This window comes from Streptomyces sp. NPDC031670 (assembly GCF_055580545.1).
Map to the genome: position 1 here is coordinate 43681 of NZ_JBVILC010000013.1, position 17596 is coordinate 61276.

Below are 17596 nucleotides of genomic sequence, written 5' to 3' on the forward strand. Positions count from 1 at the left end.
AAGGGACGTGGGGAGCGCGGACCTCACGGTCGGGTAACTGCGGCGGGGTAACGGGTCCCCCACAGGTCGAGCGCCTCGTACTGGGGTCGCCACCTGCGCACGTACACGTGGTGCGCGTGCTTCGGCAGGAGCTGGTCCAGGACCGAGGCAACGGTCCGCTCGTCGGCACCGTCCAGGAGCCAGGGCAGGAACCCCGCCACGCACGGTTCGATCTTTCGGGCATGGGCACGTCCGAAGAGATCCCACTGCTGCTGACTCAAAACCGCCTGAACCAGCGGAAGGACGGTCTCCTCCTCATGGTCGAGGTGCTTGTCGAGGCCGGTGACCAGGCAGTCGACGAGCTCTTCAAGAAGGTCCGGCCCGATGTGGACGTCGGCCAGTCCGTCATCGACCGCTTCGATGAGGAAAACGAGAGCCGCGTGCTCGGCCTCGATCGCCTCAAGCCGCGTCAGGTCGAAGGGCCGACCGGCCAGCGCCCGCCGCAGCGAAGGCCACAGCGCCTCGTCCTCAGCGGCTTGGTGGGCGTGCAGGGCGCTGTGGAACATCCCCCAGCCCGGGGCCACCCGCAGCACACGTCGGAGATCGGCACGATGGACGGCGACGGCCCGGGCGACGTGCCCTAACTCCCTGCGCAACGCGTTGTGCACCGCGTACGTCACGGTCATGTCGAGCCTCTCGCTCACGTCGGTCCCACTCCCGTGCGCCAATGACTGATGGTTTGTCGGGAACCGACAGCACGAGTCGTCCCTGACGCGAAACAGCCTCTCCCGGGGTCACCAAAGGATCAACGCAGACTTCGTGAGCCGATCGATAACTCAGCGGTTATCAATGAGCGTTCTCCGGCTCCCGCAAGGCGCCCGGGCGAAGAGGTGCACATGCGCGAGCAGCCACTGGCCTTCGATCAGATCCTGGGTGAACTCCGGTGCACCATCACCCCTTTGCGTGCCCACGGGCGCAGGGTCGGAGTCCGTGAGCTGCGCCAGGCCTTGAAGGCTGTGCCCTGCTAGAGGGGCGCGCCGGCGAGGAAGGCAGTAACACACTCGATGACCTCGGCCTGCCACGCCTGCGTCTGCGGATGCTGATACTGGAGGTCTTCGCGCACGGCGCACCCATGCTGTGCACCGTCCAACTCCATCAACCGGATGGGCCCGACGAAGGCGCGGACGTACCTGCGTGAGGACTCGACGGGAACGAACGTGTGCTTGGTCCAGTGGACCAGCAGCGCAGGCGCGCCCACCGCCGCCAAGAAGACCTCCGAAGCGAGCATGCAGCGCGGGCCCTGCCACCGGCGAAGGAGGCCGCGAAAACGTGCACCGGCGCCTCGATCCCGCTTTCAGCGCGCAGCCGGTCGCGGGCCCCGCATGTCGTTGGCCACACCGGCGATCGTCACCTCTTCCGGACGGCTACCACTCCCCCGTGAGCGCGCCGATCGAACCGCAGGTTCCTCACTCCGCCAGCTGTCGGACCACGGCTTTGAAGGGTCGGGGGCATAGGCATTGAGCTCGCTCACCCGCAGGGTCCTTGCCGTGCTCAGCCTCGATACGCCCGCTACGGCCAGCTCGTCTCCGCCCTTGCCCTCAACGCACAAACCATTCGGAAGGCTCGCTCAGCATTCGAAGACGTGCCTTGGCTGGCTCAACCGGACGCGATGACCTCGTCGCTCCCGCTACCGCGTGGCGCATTGGTGACCTCGTGTGTGTCGGCCCTGAGGGGAACGCGCCGACGCAGCGATATGCCAACGCGCCTACGCTCCCGTGGCGCCCGCGTCGATGATGTGCTCGGCAAGTTCGCGGGAGGCGGCGGACACGAGGTCCGGACGTGTCGCGCCGGCGGCGAGTAGGCCGTCGATGAGGAGCAGGAGTTGCTGCGCGGCGAACTGCGGCCGGGCGTGCCCGAGAGCGGTGAACTCGTCCGCGAACAGGCTTTGAACGGTGCGTCGATAAGCCCGGGTGACCTCGTGCCCGGGGTGCTCCGGCTGCGTCAGGGCTAGGTCGGCGGCGAGGTATCGGCAGCCGTGGAAGTCGGGTGCGGCGGCGATGACGTTGAGTCGGTCGATGACTGCAAGCAGCCGTGCGCGGGGGTCGTCCCCGGCCGCGTCCATGGTGGACCGGTACTGGTCGACATCCTCGGCGGAGCTGCGCCGCAGTACCTCCGCGACGAGGCCGTCCTTGCCACCGAAGTGTTCGTACAGCGAACGGCGGGCGACCCCGGCCGCCTTGAGCAAGGCGTCCACGCCCACTCCAACGCCCTGGGTGTAGGTCAACTCCTGTGCGGCGGAGAGGAGTCGCTCGCGGGGGCCGGGCTTGGTGGAAGTGCTCATGGCGTGATTGTGCCAGCACTTGACACGGTAGATCAACCGGTCTATCTCTTGAGCTATAGAACGAACGGTCTACTCGCTCAGCGCCCATCGAAACTGTCCGACGCCGGGTCAACCGCCATGCGGGACACGTCACTTGAGGAGTCGTCATGTCGGCACGCAGCACTGTCGAGGTCATTAATCGCTTCAACCGCGCCTTCACCGACCGGCAAGTCGACCTCCTCGCGGACCTGATCGCCGAGGACTGCGTCATGGAGAGCGTTCAGCCCGCGCCGAGCGGGGAGCGGGTCGTCGGTCGCGAGGCGTGCACGCAGTGGTGGGCGGCGCTCGTCGACGACCGGGCCACGCAGTTCACCCCGCGCGACGTGATCGTGGCCGGCGACCGCGCGACGATCGTGTGGAGCTACCGCTTCGGACCGGGCCCCGAGGAGTGGGTGAGCGGCGTCAATGTCATGCGCGTGACCGATGGCCAGATCGTCGAGGCGCTCGGTTTCAGCAAGACGGCCGGCGAGGTCCCGCTGGCCGCCGAGTCCGGGACCGGGGGCCGGGACTGAGTCCGGGACCGGGACCGGGACCGGGGCCAACGCCGCTCCCGCACCAGCGTCCGGGTCCGCGTACGCGTACGCGTCAAGCCGCGAGTCGCGATCGGCAAGTGCGTGTTGGTCGTCGTCTCGGTCGGACGCCTGCCACCGCGTCGGCAGCGCGCGGTCATGCCATCGAGGCCCCGCGGCCTTGATCCTCACCGACGGCCTGCCCGTCACCGTCACCGTCACCGTCACATCGATCAAGGGATATCGCCCCATGCGCCGGATGCGTAGTTACCACCTTTCACACAGCGGGGCCGGAGTGGCCGGTCTCGCGGTCCGCGAACACGACATTCCCGAACCGGGCCCAGGCCAGGCCCTGCTGGCAGTACGGGCGACGTCGCTGAGCTTTCGCGAGCTCATGGTGCTCAATGGAACGTACGTCCTGCCGGTCAAGCCGGACGTCGTTCCCGTATCCGACGGGGCCGGCCAGGTGGTGGCGGTGGGGCCGGGCGTCGACGCGGTCGGTGTCGGAGACCGGGTGGCCGCAACGCTCTTCCCCACCTGGCAGGACGGGCCGTTCGGCGTCGAGCACCTCGACCAGCGCGGTGGGTCGCTGAACGGCATGCTCACCGAGTTCGCTCTGGTCGACGCGACCTCGCTCGTGGCGATACCCGAGCACCTGACGTACGCGGAGGCCGCGACACTGCCATGTGTGGCGGTCACGGCATGGAACGCCCTCACCGGTGACGGGACAGGCGTCCGACCCGGCGACATCGTGGTGACTCAGGGGTCCGGCGGCGTCTCCCTCTTCGCCCTCCAGTTCGCCAAGGCCCTGGGCGCGCGCGTGATCGCGACGACCAGCGGACCGGTCAAAGCGGAGCGTCTGCGGCGCCTCGGTGCCGACGCGGTCGTAGACTACTCGGCCACACCCGACTGGGCCGACGAGGTCCGCACACTCACCGACGGCCGTGGCGCCCACCGCATCCTCGACGTCGCCGGACTGCTGCACGAGTCCGTCCGCGCGATCACCCTCGCCGGCACAATCGCGTGCGTCGGCTTCGTCGGCAGCACCGTGACATCGCTCGACCCTCAGGCGCTCTTCGCATCCGGCGCCACGATCCGCACCGTGGCGGTCGGAAGCCGTGCCCAGTTCATCGCCATGAACAGCTTCATCGACAAGCACCGGATCCGGCCGGTGATCGACCGCTCCTTCCCCTTCGAGGACGCCGTCGACGCCTACCGCCACTACGCCACCGGCTCACCGTTCGGCAAGGTGGTCATCAGTAACCCCTGAGAGGTCGATATCTCCCGTCTTTTCATCCCGGAATCTGCTGTTTGCTCTGCAGTATCGGGTCGCGTCAGGAGATAGTTTTCTCGCTGGTGAGGCAGCGGGCCATTAGGTTGGTTATCGCGATATGGATCTTGACTTCGGAGCAGGTGGGCCGGGTTTCGTAGTCGCGGGCCAGCCGCCGGTGGAGCATGAGCCAGCCGCAGGTCCGCTCGACCACCCACCCCTCGGGACCGGGTTGAACCCCCCGGTCCCGAGGCTGCGCATGGCCGGCGCATGGTGTAACGCGGCTTTCATCGTACGTGCGCCAAGACCCGGCAGGCCGGGCGCGCTGGCCGGATACCTGTTCTGCAGACCGATCTTCGAGCTGCCGGTACGTCGCGGTAGGTGTCGAACCGCTGGAGGTCGTCCTCTCCCCAGGTGGCGGTGGTCAAGGAGGCCGGCTCCTGGTTGTCGATGTCCGCCGGGATGGTCGCCAACCCACCGTTGCCCCAGTGCCACAGGGACCCTTCGAGAACTCCGTTGGTCTCTGTCACGTTGCACAGCTGCCAGTTGTCCAGGTGGGCACCAGGGACGGACGTTTCCGTTTACGCGTAGTACCAGTGGTGGTCGTCGTTGTCGCTGCAGTAGTAGAGAGTAATGGGGGCGTTGTTGCCGCCGGTGCGCACTCCGTCTACGTCGAGGCACAGGCCGCTGGCGAGGTTGACGAGCCAGAAGGTGCCGTCGGAGCGGTCGACGCGGCCGTAGAGCTGGTTGTCGTTGGTGGTCTGGTCGCACCGGTACTCGCTGACCTTGGTGCCCGCGCCGACACTGCCGTAGTTGGGCACGTCGAGGCACAGATTGTCCTTGACGTTGCGGAAGTTGTAGAGCGGGTAACCGTTGGAGCTATTGCCTACGTAGTCCCGGTAGAACAGCTGGTTGTCCCCGGACGAACCGTTGCACGGGTACTCGTTGACCGGTCCGTTGATGGTGCCGGGCCCGTAATTGGGCAGGTCGATGCACTGGCCGGTGACGGCGTTCTTGATCAGGCTCGGCCCATAGGTAGTGGCGGCGGGCGTCATCTGCTGGGAACCACGAGGCAACGCGGTGGTCTTGCCAGGCTCGACGATGCGCAGCGCGGTGGAGCTCAGAGCCGCCGCCTCTGCGTGATGTGCTGCCTGAGCGGGGGCGGCGGCCAACGTGAGCGCGAGCAGGGTGACGCCGGCACTCAGCGTGCCAAGGATCCGTTTGACGGGTTTCATGGTTCGTCCTGCCTGTGGTCGGGATCTTCTTTGGGACACCACGACGGTGAGGCGCCGCGGGCAGACCGTCGGCGCGTTCTCGGGTTCCGCGGCAGGCGGTACAACCGACTCCGGTAGACCGGGCAAGTGGCGCCCCCCGGGGTGGCTTTGCACACTCCGACACTGCAGGGAGGCGGAGTTGGCCGCAGAGCTCCGCCGAGCTCCGGGCAGGTCAGCTCACGTCCAAGGACCGGACAAGTGGGGTTGTCCGCGGACAACGAAGAGACATCAAGGGCAATGGCCGCCAGCCCCCGCCATGCACGCATCACGCACGAAAAGGGCGAGGACGGTGCGCCAGGCACTTGTGGACTCCCCGCGTCTCGCTACCTCACCACGATCCCGGGTACGCAGAGCGAGCGGAAGGGAGTCGCCCTGTGGGTGGACAAGGCGATCCTCGCGGCGATCTCCGATTCGTCGAGCCGGTCCTGTCCGGGGTAGCCGACGGTGACGCAGACCGGCGGCCACAGCAGGTAGGCAAGCACCGACGAGTCAAGCCCGCCGGGGAGTAAGAGCGCGAAGTCGCAGGCCGGGCCCGCAGCGGGACCTGCTCGGCCAGGACAACGGAGAACTTCGCCAGGGCCTCGGCATAGGTGCCTCGAACGACTGCCGCCCCTGAAGGCGCCAGTAGACGTGCTGGTCCAGCGAGCCGCTGGCGACGTCGTGCCGTCGAGTCCGTCGAGTCCGTCGAGTCCGTCGAGGCAGGACGGGCCGATCCTGACTCAGGCCCGCAGCACGAAGTGCGCGTCTGTGTGTGCCTGGGGCCGAGCGGGATACCCCAGGCCTCGGCCTGCTGGCGCTGGGGCGCGTATCGGTTGTGATCACTCGGTGAGGTACGGCCTCATGGGAGCTGATCTGGCAGATCGTCTTGCGTGGGCGCGGCGGGACCACAGTTGACTGATGCTGCATGAGTTGATCGAGCAGTATCTGTTTCCGCGAGACGCGGAAGCCTGCTTCAGGTTTCGGTGAGGCGGGATCTGATCGGCCCGTACTCCAGCCAGACGTCTTGCAGGAAGTCCTTCTGGCGGGTCGCATGCTCGGGGTTGCTGATGCGGTAGTAGAGCATGCGTCGGGTCTGGTCGGAGGTGAAGTTGCCGCCGATGTTGTGGCCGAGAAGGTAGTGGGCCAGGAGCAGGTCGCCGGCCCGGCCGGTGATCTGTTCGGGCTCGGGGAGGGTGATCGGGGGGTAGGCGCAGTACTTGCCCGTGCCGTGTTCGCGGAAGTAGGCGGCGTGGGTGCGGTGTGTGCCTGGCCAGACCCACAGGTTGCCGGAATCCTCGGTGAGCTGGTCGGTCAGCAGGACACCGGCCAGCATGGTGAAGGTCCCGAGCTCGGGATCGTCGACCGGCTCGGCGTTGGCCGCGTCGATGTGCGGGATGCCCGGGCGGTGCGAGAACGGCGGGATGTTCAATGCGACCTGAACCTGCCAGGGGACCTCCAGGGTGCCAGGACCGGCCAGTTCCTCGGCGTACCCGAACGCCGGGCCGCCGGTCAACGGCGCCAGCAGATCCTCTTCCTCCTTGGTCTCCAGGAAGTAGAAATGCGGCCCCACCTTGCCGGCTTCCGGCGGCTGCCCGGCCATCAGCCCGTCGACCCGGCGGTTCGCCCGATCCAGAAGCTCGCCCGGCACCGCCTGTGGGATCACGACGAAACCGCGCTCAGTGAACTCATCCAGCTGCGTCTCGCTCATCACCCGGGTGACGCTAGATGATCAACAGCCTGAGGGGCCAATGGTTTTCGCTCCTTGGGCGTGTATCAAGTCGTGATCGACGGGCGCCTGGTGAGGCTCTTGATCTAGATCATCGAGGCGCATAGGTGGAGGCCAGCGAGGTAGCTGGTGGGAGTTTTGTCGTAGCGGGTGGCGATGCGCCGCCAGTCCTTTAGTTTGTTGATCAGCCGTTCCACGGCGTTCCTCTCCTTGTAGAGCTCGGCGCCGTGGCCGACGGGGCGTCCGCCCTTGCGGCCCTTCTTCTTCCGGTTGGCGGCCTGGTCCTTATTCTCCGGGATGACGGCCTTGATGCCGCGTCTGCGCACGTGGGCGCGGTTGCCACAGGACGAGTACGCCTTGTTCCCAGCGACCGCGTCCGGCCGGGTGCGGGGATGGCCGAGGGGCCCTCGGACCCGCACCTTGTTCAGTACGGGGACTGCGGACGGTCGGCGGCCTGTCCGGCGGACAGGACGAGCGCCAGTGGACGGCACTTGCGGTCGGCGGCGAGGTGGACCTTGCTGGTCTGCCCGCCCCGGGGACTTCCCAGGAGTGCGGCCTTCAGCCGGAGCTTGCGCCGGCGCCGGATGTGCCGTCGCTCTTCCCGACCGGGATCATCGGCTTCCCGCCCGTTTTGTTCTTCGCGACCGACCGTCAGGGCCGCGGTGGGCCTGGGTGGCGCCCAGAGCGACCTGCAGCAATTCTGCGTCCACGGCGAAATCAGGCCGTACAAAGACATCGCCCGGCCGAAGTCCCACCGCGTCCAAGGCGGTTGGCAAGTCGCGGACCCCCAGCACCCCCACCTCCGGCAGCGACCCCCATCGCTACGGATCCCGCACGAACACCAGCCACCGGGCGTCTCCATCTGCCACCCCTGCGAGCCCCTTGAACTTACTCAACGAGTACCCGACCCGACGCTCGCCTCGCTCCTCCAGGACCCTGGCGGAGGCCCGCTGATGAACGCCCATACGCACCTCGCCAAAGACGGCTACGTCGACGCGATCCCGGTCCCCGGAACCGGCTGGGGCACCGCGACGTTCGACCTCATCCACTCCCCCGCCGACGCAGACACCATCGCGCCCGACACCCCCGACACCGTGTACGCACGCACCACCGCCAACCCAGACCTCGCCAATGTGCTCCTGCGCGAGATCCAGCTCGGCGACCTGCTGCACGTCACCGGCACCGTCACCCAGCCCGCCGACCCCGACGCCCGGCACGAGGCCGCCCCGGACCCCGCAATTGGTAGCTCCGGCTTTAGAACCCGCTGAAATCCCCAGCCACCGGCCCGCCGTGCGTTCGTTGATCCGGAAGCCCGCGCCATGTGGCAATCGGACGGCTGCGGCAGCGTTCGATGAGCCGTCGGTGTCCCTCGGTACGGAGAGGGGCGTTCGCATGCGTCACTGGAGCACCTCGCTGCGGCCAGGCACGATCACTCCGCGGAGAGGGAAGGCGATCAGCAGCGATACCACGATGAGCAGCCCACTTACCCACAGCGGCCCGAGGTCGCCGACTGACGTATTGAGGGTGGTCGCAGCGACGAGTGGTCCTACGGCGGCTCCGACGTTCAGTGCCGCGGTGGCATACGAGCCAGCCATGGCTGGGGCTCCTGCGGCTTCGTAGAGAACTCGCGTGATCAAGGTGCTTCCCAGCGCGAACGACAGCGCGCCCTGCACGAAAACTAGAATGAGCAGAGCGACCGGCTTGTCGGCCAACACAGCCAAGGCCGGCCAGCCGATGAACAGCAGCGGACCTCCAACTGCCATGACCAATCCCGGGCGCTGGTCGGACATGCGTCCAGCAACGGTGACACCGACAAAGGAACCGGCACCGAAGAGCACCAGGACGACCGAGACCCACAGCTGATCCAGCCCGGCGGTTTCGGTCACGACCGGGGCGAGGAAGGTGAAGCTGGCGAAGGTCGCGGCGTTGACCAGTGCGCCGAGCAGCATCACCACGATCAACCGCGGTCCCCGCAGCTGCCTGAGTTCCGACCGTAGGTCAGGGCCCCCAGTTGCGTCCTTCTTCTCAGGTTGCGTCGGGACTGCCTTGAGGATGCCGAGGGCTGCTGGCAGGCAGAGAGCGGCGACAGCCCAGAACGTGGCTCGCCAGCCGAGCAGTTCACCGAGTACGGATCCGCCCGGGACGCCGGCGATCGTGGCCACCGTCGTACCGGACAGCAGCACGGCGAGCGCACGTCCCTTCTTGTCGGGCGAGACCAGCGTGGCGGCAGTCGTGAGGGCTACGGCGAGGAACCCCGCGTTGGCGACCGCAGCGACGACCCGCGTGGCGAACAGGACCGAAAAGCTGGTGGTAGTAGCGCCCACGGCATGAGCTGCCGCGAACACGAGCACGAACCCGAGAAGGCTTGTCCGTCCTGGCCAAGTGCGGGCAAGCCCGGCCATGAGCGGGGCTCCGACGATCATTCCGATCGCGAAGGCCGAGGTCAACGTGCCAGCTGTCCCGACGCTCACATAGAGGTCGGACGCGACGTCCGGCAAGAGGCCGGCGAGCATGAATTCAGAGGTGCCCATGGCGAAGATCGCCAGAGCAAGCAGGTACAGCGGGAGGGGCATCGAGTGGCTCCGAGATGAGGAGAAGCACAGGGAGGCGTCTCGTCACCGCGGTCAGCGCCCAAGGGCACACTCGTCCGGCCGCAGAACGTAGCGGGACTATGAACTTCAGCGGTTCATGGGGCTGACGGGGTGACCGAAAGCCCCCACCTCGTCCGACTCAGGGCTCACCATAGCCCGCACGCTATCCGACTGAGGCCCGCACGGTGCACCCATTTTTGTATACAGAGGTTTTTGTAGACAGAGGGCCTGGGTCGACAACGTCATGTCCCGCAACACCCAGATCTCATGCTCTTGGGTGGGTGCGGTCGTGGATTTGTGCCGCGTAGCGGGCCCAGTTGCCTCCGGACTGGGTCCATGCGGCGTCCATGCGGTGGCGCTCTCGGGGCGGATCCCGAGAAGTTCCGTGAGGACCGCCGCCGACAGCTGGGGTGGATAGTCCCATCAAGGCCGAGGTCCGGCCTGGACGGGAATAGATGCCCAACTGCTTGAGCCGGGTCCTCAGGTGGTAGCTGCTGAGGGGCTGGCCCGCGAAAGCGCCAGCGAAGAGCCAGGGCGAGTCAAGGCTAGTCAGATGATGTGCCGATCGTGATGTGTCTGCGGCACCGAGTGAGGAGCATCCCGGGCGAGTTTGTCCAGAGGATCGGGTAGCAGTAGGGGGGGCTGGCCCCGGAATCTTGGACACGGGTTATGCGGCTTGGGCCAGGGTAGTTGATGTGGCGTCGACTGCTGTCTCGTAGGCGATGGGATTGCGTTGTCCGAGGCTGGAGTGGCGGCGTCGAGTGTTGTAGCGGTGCAGCCAGCGGAACAGGTCGAGGCGGGCTTCACTCTCGTCTGCCCAGGCACTGCGGCCATGGAGGGTTTCCCGCTTGCGTGTGGCGTTGAAGGACTCGGCGAGACGTTGTCCGCCGAGCTGCCGACGGCGCTCATGCTGTGGATCAGGTCTGCCCGGCGGCAGGTGTCGACAAATGCCCGGCTTGTGTACTGGGCCCGTGTTCGGTGTGCATCACGGCGCCGGCGAGGCTGCCGCGGCACCGCTCGGCGGCGGCCAGGGCCTCGGTGACCAATTCGGCACGCATGTGGTCAGCGATCGCCCAGCCTGCCAGGCGTCGAGAGGCGAGGTCTATGACCGTGGCCAAGTCGGGGGTTCTTCTTTTTAGCAAACCGGGGAGGCCCGTGCGCACTCCCCCAGCACGGGACCAGACACTGCCACCGTCGGGCCCAGCGAAAGGGATCGGCGGGCCCGGGGTGCGCCGCTGTGGCCGGCCAACTGCCCGCCGTGTCCCGGAGCTGCCGTGCGGGGCGCCAGCCCGGTGATCTGGCGGACGGATGCGACGTCCTGCTCGCTGCGGCAGCGGCACACCACGTACTTCCTCCTCCCCCCAGCCCGGGCCGGCGCGCAGCGTTCGCAGGGGTGCGCGCCGGTGAAATCCCGGCTCCGGCCGTTGTCGATGACGCGGACCGAGCGGACCGAGCCGCGGGCCGCGGGCCGCTCCGGGAGTACACCTCTTTTCGGGCGGTGGGCCACTCCAGTTCGGCATGAGCACCGCCGACACTGCCACGCGGATGACGGCAGCGGGCTTCACCGGCCACCCAGCCGAGACCCACCCGGGGAGGGGCAGGACTACTTCTTCGACTCGGTGCTGCTTGCCCGCCCGGTCCCTTCCGGCAGAGCAGCCCGGCCGAGAACTCCTTGTCCTCCAGCAGCTTTCGTCGTCTCCCGTGCTCGGCATCGAGGCGCGCAGGCATGCCGGACAGGGGCGGACCATGATCACAGTAGGGTTGCCCGTCGAGCGTGACCATCCAAGAGGAAAGACGGACGAAGAAGTTGAATCGCATACGTACGAAGGTGGCACTCGGTCTGGTGCTGTCCGCGGGTCTCGTGACCGGCTGCTCCGGAGGGACGGACGCCGGTGCCAAGGCCGGCAGCGGAAACACGGGAAAGGCAGCGGAGTCCGCCGCGCAGAAGGGCTCCGCCTACCAGGGCAAGCACGTGCCCGGTCTGGCAGCGCAGCCGGCCTGGAGCCTGACGAAGGATGAGGCGGGGAGCTGCGCGAGCAAGGCGTCCGAGAAGGACTCGTCGCAGCGCGATGTCTGCACGGTCGGGGATGCCGTCATCGTCACCGGCTACCGCGACGGGCAGTCAGGCAAGAGCACCTTCACCGCCCGGCTCCTCGACGCCAAGACAGGCAAACTGCGCAAGAAGTTCGACTATCCCCTCCCCGAGAACAGCGGCGGGTCCACCCCGACCGTGGCCCTCGCGCAGGTGGGCGAGTGGCGGGACGGATCGCCCGCCCTGCTGATCCGCAACCGTGTCGATACCCCGGCGAACGGCCTGAAGAAGGCCTCGACCCAGACCGTGCTGACCATGTACGCGCCGTCCGGCGAGAAGCTGGGGAGCTCCTCCTTCGACGGCGACACCCACATGTCCACCCCGGTCAGGCACGGCTACCTCGTGGACACCAGCGACTTCAGCGGCGCCAAGTTCATCCCGATCGGTGACGGACAGACCCTCACCGCCCGAGCCTCACACATCGACCTCCAGGGGACGGTCGGTTCCGGTCTCGGCTACTTCTCGCAGAAGGAAACCTCCTTCCAGCCGTACGCCGAGTGGCTCACCGCCACGGACATCCGCACCGGCAAGAAGGCGTGGAACACCAAAGACCTCACACCCCCGGCCGTCATCGCCAAGCTGATCACCTCGTCCACGGCGACCACTGCCCGGCTGATGCCGTATCAGGGCGACAAGGCCCTCCTCGAATGGTCCTCCTACGGCAATTCCGAAGCCGTCATGACGCTGATCGACGTAAAGAGCGGTCACCGGCTCGCCGAGGGGCCGGGCATCGACACCAACGGCACCATCGATGACGACGGCCTCGCCATCTCCCCGGACGGCAAGACCACCGTGGTGCAGTACGGCAAGGGCGCGGTCGCCTGGAACCCGGAGACCGGCAAGGAGCTGTGGCGCCAGGCGGCGGACGAAGTGAACATCACGCCCCGCGCCCTCCCGGGCAACGGTGTCCTTTACGCGTATCTGAACGGCACCGGCGCCGCACTCGACGCCCGCGACAAGAAGCTGCTGGCCTCCGGGATCGAGGAGCTGCCACAGTTCACGACGAACGGCTACGCCGCTGTCCGCAGCGCCGGAGGGCTCTTCATCTTCGCTACCCAGCCCGTCTGACGGACGGGCGCACACCGGCTACCCGCCCCCGCCCAGGGCCCGGCGGGTCCCGGCGGGTCCTGGCCGGCCAGCGGCTCCCGGTGGGGGCGGTGTCGGGAGGAATGGGCCAGAGTCGGGCAGCCGGATCGACTGGCTGATCCCGCCCCGTCTGACCCGCGTCCCGACACCCCCGTGACCCGCCGCCCGACACTCCCGGTGGCACGCACGCTCGCGTTCGAGAGCGGCGAGCCAGTTCTTGTGCCGATGTCCGAAGCGGAAATTGTCTGCCGCGACAGGGCCTATGCCGAGGCAGCCAGAGCGGACGCGGCCCATACCTTGTGCCAGACCTGCACGCGCGCCTGGCGCGTCCTTACCACGGTGCCGCACCCTGACGGTGAGCCGGACTTCCGCCCCGCTGGGGGCGCGGGGGTGGGAGCGCCCCCGCGCACCGGCCGATTCCCGGGCACCTGCTGGGCTACTGCGGCACGCCGCTCGATGACCGGCCGTCCACCGCGCGGCACCTGTGTGCCACCTGCAACACAACACACTCGACGGCGCTCTACGCAGCCCGCCCGGCCTCCCCGAGGGCGGTGCGCATCGCTCCGCCCAGGGGTCGCGTACGGGATCGCTACCGCAGGTCCGTGCTCTGCCCTGGATGAGGTCCGCCTGCGCCGCGAGCGCCTGGTCCACCGTGGAGCGCCTCAGGCCTGGAGGACCGAGAGCGAGTCGTGAGCTGTAAGCGTCAGAGCATGCGTTGCCTCATCCCGGAGAGCCTCTGTTGTGCCTGCTCGCAGCGAGACAGTCGTGACGAAAAGCCGAGGTCCCGCCCTCTCACGGTGCTGTCGGGGCCTCGCAGTGCTTCCTGACGAGTTCGTAGGAACGGACGCGGGCGTCGAGATCGTAAACAGGCGTGGTCAGCATGAGTTCGTCCGCTCCGGTCTCGGCAGCCAGTTGCGCGAGCCGGCGCACGACGGTCTCGGGCGTCCCGCATGCCTGCTGTGCACGGAATCCGGCGAGCGCCTGCCGTTCCTCCGGCGTGAAGGGATGGGCCGCGGCGTCCGCAGGGGTGGGGAAGGGAATGTCGCTCAGCCCCTTGAGCAGCCCGGCCTTCACAACGTCCATGGGCCCGGCTCGCCATGCCGCTTCCTGCTCCGTCTCAGCGCATATGACCTCCACGCACACCAGGACCCGGGGCTGCTCACACCAACGGGACGGCACGAACTCGGCCCGGTAGCGCTCCAGCACCTCGAGGGTGTTGTCGGGCCGGATGTGGTGGGCGACGGCGATCGGCAGGCCGAGTCGCGCGGCGAGGGCGGCACCTGTGGTACTGGAGCACAGCAGCCAGGGCTCCGGCAGGAAACCGAGTGGCACTTCGTCGACCAGGAGGGACAGGATCGCGGCTACGTCGTCGTGGTACTGCTCGTCCGTCGCCGGCCCGGCGCCGCGGCGCAGTGCGCGCGCGGTGGCCTCGTCGAAGGTGCCGGGGCCGCGGCCGATACCCAGGTCAATGCGGTCCTCGTGCAACGCGGCCAGTGTTCCGAACTGCTCGGCGAGCGTGATGGGCGCATGGTTGGGCGCCAGTACTCCGCCCGAGCCGAGCCGGATCGATGAGGTCGAGGCCGCCGCGTGAGCGATCAGGACCACGGGCGGGAAAGCACCGATCGCGGGCGAATGGTGGTGCTCGGCGTACCAGATCCTTTGGTACCCCAGGAGTTCGAGCTTACGAGCGAAGACGGCGGTGTCCCGCAGGGTCTCCACGCCACGGGTCCCTGACTCGACCACCGCGACTTCCAGCGCTGATATCGGCACATCGATCATGCCGCCAGCATAGGGAAATAATCGGCTGCTGTGGTTTCCGGTTGAGGTTGACGGTGATCTCGCTGGTGGGTGTATGCCGGTGTGATGGGGTACCCCGCTGGGGCGGTCTGACCCGTCGGGCGTACCTGCCACGTCGCCCACACCCAGCAACCCCCGGTGCCGGACACTCGCGTGCAGGAACCGGTGCCCGTCGCGTACCTGCTGGTCCACTGGGGGCGACCGCGAAAACCCTTGCGGCGGAGTTCGCCCGCTACCTGGCGTCCCTGACACCAGCCGCATGACGCGGGCTCAGATCACCGATGCCGTCTGCCACGATCACATTCTGGCCCACCTGCGCGCCGTCGGCCTCGGTGCTCTCGCGGACCTCGGCTTCCGCAGCTTGGACAACGACGTACGCGACCCCGTGATCTTCACGCACTTCCATGCCAGCCGCACCCACAAGCTGACCGCTGGTCAGAAGAACGCCCACCGAGTCCTCGCCATCGGACGCGCGTCAGTCGAGCACGGCTTCGCCCACCTCAAGAACGGGCGGATCCTCGCCAAGCTCCGCACTGACCCGCCCGCGCCGCCCGCGCCACCCAGCTCCTGCGCGCCCTGCCTGTCCTGACGAACCTCGAAGTCAACCGCTGACGGAGGTGAGGCCGCACCGTCTGAGCGTTCAAAGTTACTCAGCGCGGGTGAGCGAACGAAGATCAGCGTCCAGCATGCGGATCAACTCACCAACCCGTCCGCCGCCACTCGGCGCCGCCGGGAAGCGTTTAAGCACGTCAACGACGATCGGCGTCGCACGATGCAGCGTCTGCTGAAGGTGTCCGGCACCAACACTCCGATCGTCGCCGGCAACGAGTTCGGCCGCTCTGGCCGCGTGAGCGCCAGCTCCCAGAATGTGCTTGACCTGGGTCGCCTTGGCCAGCGGATGCAGATAGGCGGCGCCTGCCGCAGACATCGCAGCCCGAGCCGCCTCGCGCGCAGCCCCGGTGTCTGCGCTCTTGGCTGCCCTGAGCGCCGCCCACGCTCTGTCGCGCAGAACCTTCCCTCGCTCACCACCTCGAGCGAACTCCCACGCGGCGCCGATAGCGTCTCGAGGCCGCAAGTCGTCCGGCTGATCGCCCTCGAACACGTCGAGCACCGCTTCGGCGCACGCTGCAGCGAACGCGGTGACCTCACGAAGATCTTGCTTACTCAGAGCGATCCCGCTCACTTCCCCTGTCATGACTCCATCCTCGACCATTGCGCTGGACGGCCAGGCGGCTGGGGCGGCGGCTCCGGGTTGGCTCTATCCCACCGACTCCCCTCCAGACCGGATCGTGGAAGGCCACCCGGGCACAGCGGGCAGGAACCGCTGAGCCGACGTACACCGGTCCCAACTCGCCGCATGAGCCAGCCTGGTGGAGTACGCCTTACCAAAACCGGTTTGGATCAGATCCGGCTAGACCACCAAGCCGAAACCCACCACACCACCGAAAGCCGCTCACCTCGACCACTCTGACCAGGTCCCACCTGCAACACCCCAGCCCCAGCCCATTCCCACATCGCAACACATGCCCCGGCTGAATACCAACGGCCCGTACCGCGCCGAGGGGGGCGCCCCGCCGACCGACGGCACTGAGGTCGGCGGGGCCTGAGCCCTGTAGATCATCTCTAGTGGCGCCGTGCGCAGGTCGTGGGCGGCGAGCGCGCTCACGAGACGTCGTGTGCGGGCGGCCTCGGCAACGATCAGGTTTTAGGTACCTGTGAGGCGCCGGTGCTTGGGCCGTGGAGCCTGGAGGTTCCGGTCATCTCTCAGGCAGCATCCTTCACCTGGACCGGGCCGGGCACCCCACGTCATGGATTGACGTAGTAGTACGTATACAGCCCACCGGACTTGTACTTCTGCCCCGCCTTGCAGGCTACGTAGGAGCCTCGCCTGTCACCCATCCAGTGATGCGGCCCGAAGTAGCGATGGCCGCCCGAGCAGTTCACATAGGCCCAGTACTGCCAGTTGGGCCCATTTCCGTCGCACCAACCACCGGCCCAGTTAGTGCCCGCCTTGTGATAGGGGTAGCACTTCCCCTTCCAACTCCCTTTCGCCGCAGATGTCGTGTGCACCGCAGCACTTTGCGCGGTCCCTAAGGCATCACCGGCACCTTGGTCCGCAGGCTGTACGGTCGTACGGACGGGTGCGGTTCCCGGTGTCGCCATCGCGGGGCTCGCCGTCATCACACCCCCGCCCAACAGCATCAGACCACTGAGGACCGTGGCAGCCTTGAAAATCCTTGTTCCCATGCTCAATCTCCCTTTCCCTCATCATCGGGCCTGTCCCGACACAGCAACGGGCAACTTGCAGCGCCCGGCCCTGGGAGAACCGGCCCGCACCGCGCCGGTTCGGTGGATAAAGGCTAGGGAACGCGTCAGAGCTGCGGCATCCCGCAAGGGATTGAACAACCAGCTCCACCACCGGGAGTACTCACACTGCCCCCTACCACTCTCGTTGCAGGCAGGGTGCTCATCGTTGCGCCTTCCTACCACTCTCGTTGCAAACGGGGTGCTCATCGTTGTGCTCGTGGTGCCCAACCGGCGGCCACGTACGCGCACAGGGCAGGTTGTATCCAGGAAGCTGCAAGGGTCCTCGATGCCACAGCCGGCCACCAGCCAAAGCCCTGGCCAACATCGCCCGCCGCAAAGCCGACTGCTCATCGACACGGCCGGCGCCATGCCCCCAGCACGACTTGAGCCCTCGACGACATCGACCCTCGCTGGTGCCCCGCAGGGGACACCGCCTGGCAACGTTCCTTAACTGTCGTACAGCGTGATCCGGTGAGGGTCGGTGCAGCTCAGCAGTTGCGCGAAGGACGCTGCCGCGTGCAACAGGTGTGGCGCTATCCCCCGTTCAGGCAAGGGCACCGTGCGTTTTGTTCGGTTCCATGCCGTACAGCCATCGCCGTGCCGCGT

At 67.5% G+C, this 17596-nt stretch carries 14 protein-coding genes and 4 pseudogenes; 5 read left to right on the top strand and 13 right to left on the bottom strand.

Features of this window, described 5'->3' with window-relative positions:
- Window positions 1-23 precede the first annotated feature (23 nt).
- The 3 genes from ACZ5ID_RS23520 to ACZ5ID_RS23530 all read right to left on the bottom strand — a co-directional run bounded on the left by ACZ5ID_RS23520 (window position 24) and on the right by ACZ5ID_RS23530 (window position 2320).
- Window positions 24-683 (bottom strand): hemerythrin domain-containing protein, encoded by a 660-nt coding sequence (locus ACZ5ID_RS23520; protein ID WP_468901218.1) that lies wholly within the window; start codon window positions 681-683, stop codon window positions 24-26.
- A 320-nt stretch (window positions 684-1003) separates the two neighbouring features.
- On the bottom strand, window positions 1004-1267 hold the full coding sequence (locus ACZ5ID_RS23525) for a hypothetical protein (RefSeq protein WP_468901221.1): 264 nt from the start codon (window positions 1265-1267) through the stop codon (window positions 1004-1006).
- Between the two features lie 477 nt (window positions 1268-1744).
- Window positions 1745-2320, bottom strand: coding sequence for a TetR/AcrR family transcriptional regulator (locus tag ACZ5ID_RS23530; RefSeq protein ID WP_468901224.1), 576 nt, complete (start codon window positions 2318-2320; stop codon window positions 1745-1747).
- A 146-nt stretch (window positions 2321-2466) separates the two neighbouring features.
- On the opposite strand from ACZ5ID_RS23530, the gene ACZ5ID_RS23535 reads away from it, so the two are divergent.
- A complete protein-coding gene (locus ACZ5ID_RS23535) occupies window positions 2467-2871 on the top strand; it encodes a nuclear transport factor 2 family protein (protein ID WP_468901227.1) in 405 nt (134 codons plus the stop codon).
- A 178-nt stretch (window positions 2872-3049) separates the two neighbouring features.
- Window positions 3050-4138, top strand: a complete 1089-nt coding sequence (locus ACZ5ID_RS23540; RefSeq protein WP_468901230.1) for a zinc-dependent alcohol dehydrogenase family protein — start codon at window positions 3050-3052, stop codon at window positions 4136-4138.
- Window positions 4139-4202: 64 nt separating this feature from the next.
- Here ACZ5ID_RS23540 and ACZ5ID_RS23545 read toward each other — a convergent pair.
- The 6 genes and pseudogenes from ACZ5ID_RS23545 to ACZ5ID_RS23570 form a co-directional block, all read right to left on the bottom strand.
- Window positions 4203-4391, bottom strand: a pseudogene (locus tag ACZ5ID_RS23545) (IS5 family transposase); the annotation flags it as partial.
- 62 nt (window positions 4392-4453) lie between these two features.
- Window positions 4454-4713, bottom strand: a pseudogene (locus ACZ5ID_RS23550) (hypothetical protein); the annotation flags it as partial.
- A 6-nt stretch (window positions 4714-4719) separates the two neighbouring features.
- The gene (locus tag ACZ5ID_RS23555) at window positions 4720-5373 is read right to left on the bottom strand and encodes an RICIN domain-containing protein (protein ID WP_468901232.1); all 654 of its coding nucleotides are present in this window, start codon (window positions 5371-5373) and stop codon (window positions 4720-4722) included.
- 362 nt (window positions 5374-5735) lie between these two features.
- A complete protein-coding gene (locus ACZ5ID_RS23560) occupies window positions 5736-5894 on the bottom strand; it encodes a hypothetical protein (RefSeq protein ID WP_468901234.1) in 159 nt (52 codons plus the stop codon).
- Between the two features lie 470 nt (window positions 5895-6364).
- Window positions 6365-7099, bottom strand: a complete 735-nt coding sequence (locus ACZ5ID_RS23565) for a phytanoyl-CoA dioxygenase family protein (RefSeq protein WP_468901236.1) — start codon at window positions 7097-7099, stop codon at window positions 6365-6367.
- A gap of 104 nt (window positions 7100-7203) precedes the next feature.
- Window positions 7204-7724 (bottom strand): annotated as a pseudogene (locus ACZ5ID_RS23570) (IS5 family transposase); the annotation flags it as partial.
- Window positions 7725-8070: 346 nt separating this feature from the next.
- Here ACZ5ID_RS23570 and ACZ5ID_RS23575 point away from each other — a divergent pair.
- Entirely contained in the window at window positions 8071-8385 is a 315-nt protein-coding gene (locus tag ACZ5ID_RS23575; RefSeq protein WP_468901238.1) for a hypothetical protein, read from the top strand.
- A 129-nt stretch (window positions 8386-8514) separates the two neighbouring features.
- Here the strand turns inward: ACZ5ID_RS23575 and ACZ5ID_RS23580 are convergent, their stop codons facing one another.
- The gene (locus ACZ5ID_RS23580; protein WP_468901240.1) at window positions 8515-9690 is read right to left on the bottom strand and encodes a Cmx/CmrA family chloramphenicol efflux MFS transporter; all 1176 of its coding nucleotides are present in this window, start codon (window positions 9688-9690) and stop codon (window positions 8515-8517) included.
- A 685-nt stretch (window positions 9691-10375) separates the two neighbouring features.
- A pseudogene (locus ACZ5ID_RS23585) lies at window positions 10376-10826 on the bottom strand (transposase); the annotation flags it as partial.
- A 689-nt stretch (window positions 10827-11515) separates the two neighbouring features.
- Between ACZ5ID_RS23585 and ACZ5ID_RS23590 the strand changes: the two are divergent.
- On the top strand, window positions 11516-12868 hold the full coding sequence (locus ACZ5ID_RS23590) for an outer membrane protein assembly factor BamB family protein (protein ID WP_468901243.1): 1353 nt from the start codon (window positions 11516-11518) through the stop codon (window positions 12866-12868).
- An 810-nt stretch (window positions 12869-13678) separates the two neighbouring features.
- On the opposite strand, the gene ACZ5ID_RS23595 is transcribed toward ACZ5ID_RS23590, so the two are convergent.
- Window positions 13679-14665 (bottom strand): LLM class flavin-dependent oxidoreductase, encoded by a 987-nt coding sequence (locus tag ACZ5ID_RS23595; protein WP_468901245.1) that lies wholly within the window; start codon window positions 14663-14665, stop codon window positions 13679-13681.
- 277 nt (window positions 14666-14942) lie between these two features.
- Between ACZ5ID_RS23595 and ACZ5ID_RS23600 the strand changes: the two genes are divergently transcribed.
- A complete protein-coding gene (locus ACZ5ID_RS23600) occupies window positions 14943-15272 on the top strand; it encodes a hypothetical protein (protein WP_468901247.1) in 330 nt (109 codons plus the stop codon).
- A gap of 57 nt (window positions 15273-15329) precedes the next feature.
- On the opposite strand, the gene ACZ5ID_RS23605 is transcribed toward ACZ5ID_RS23600, so the two are convergent.
- Window positions 15330-15878 carry a putative immunity protein gene (locus ACZ5ID_RS23605; protein WP_468901249.1) on the bottom strand — a complete coding sequence of 183 codons (549 nt, stop codon included), beginning with the start codon at window positions 15876-15878 and terminating at the stop codon, window positions 15330-15332.
- Between the last annotated feature and the right edge of the window lie 1718 nt (window positions 15879-17596).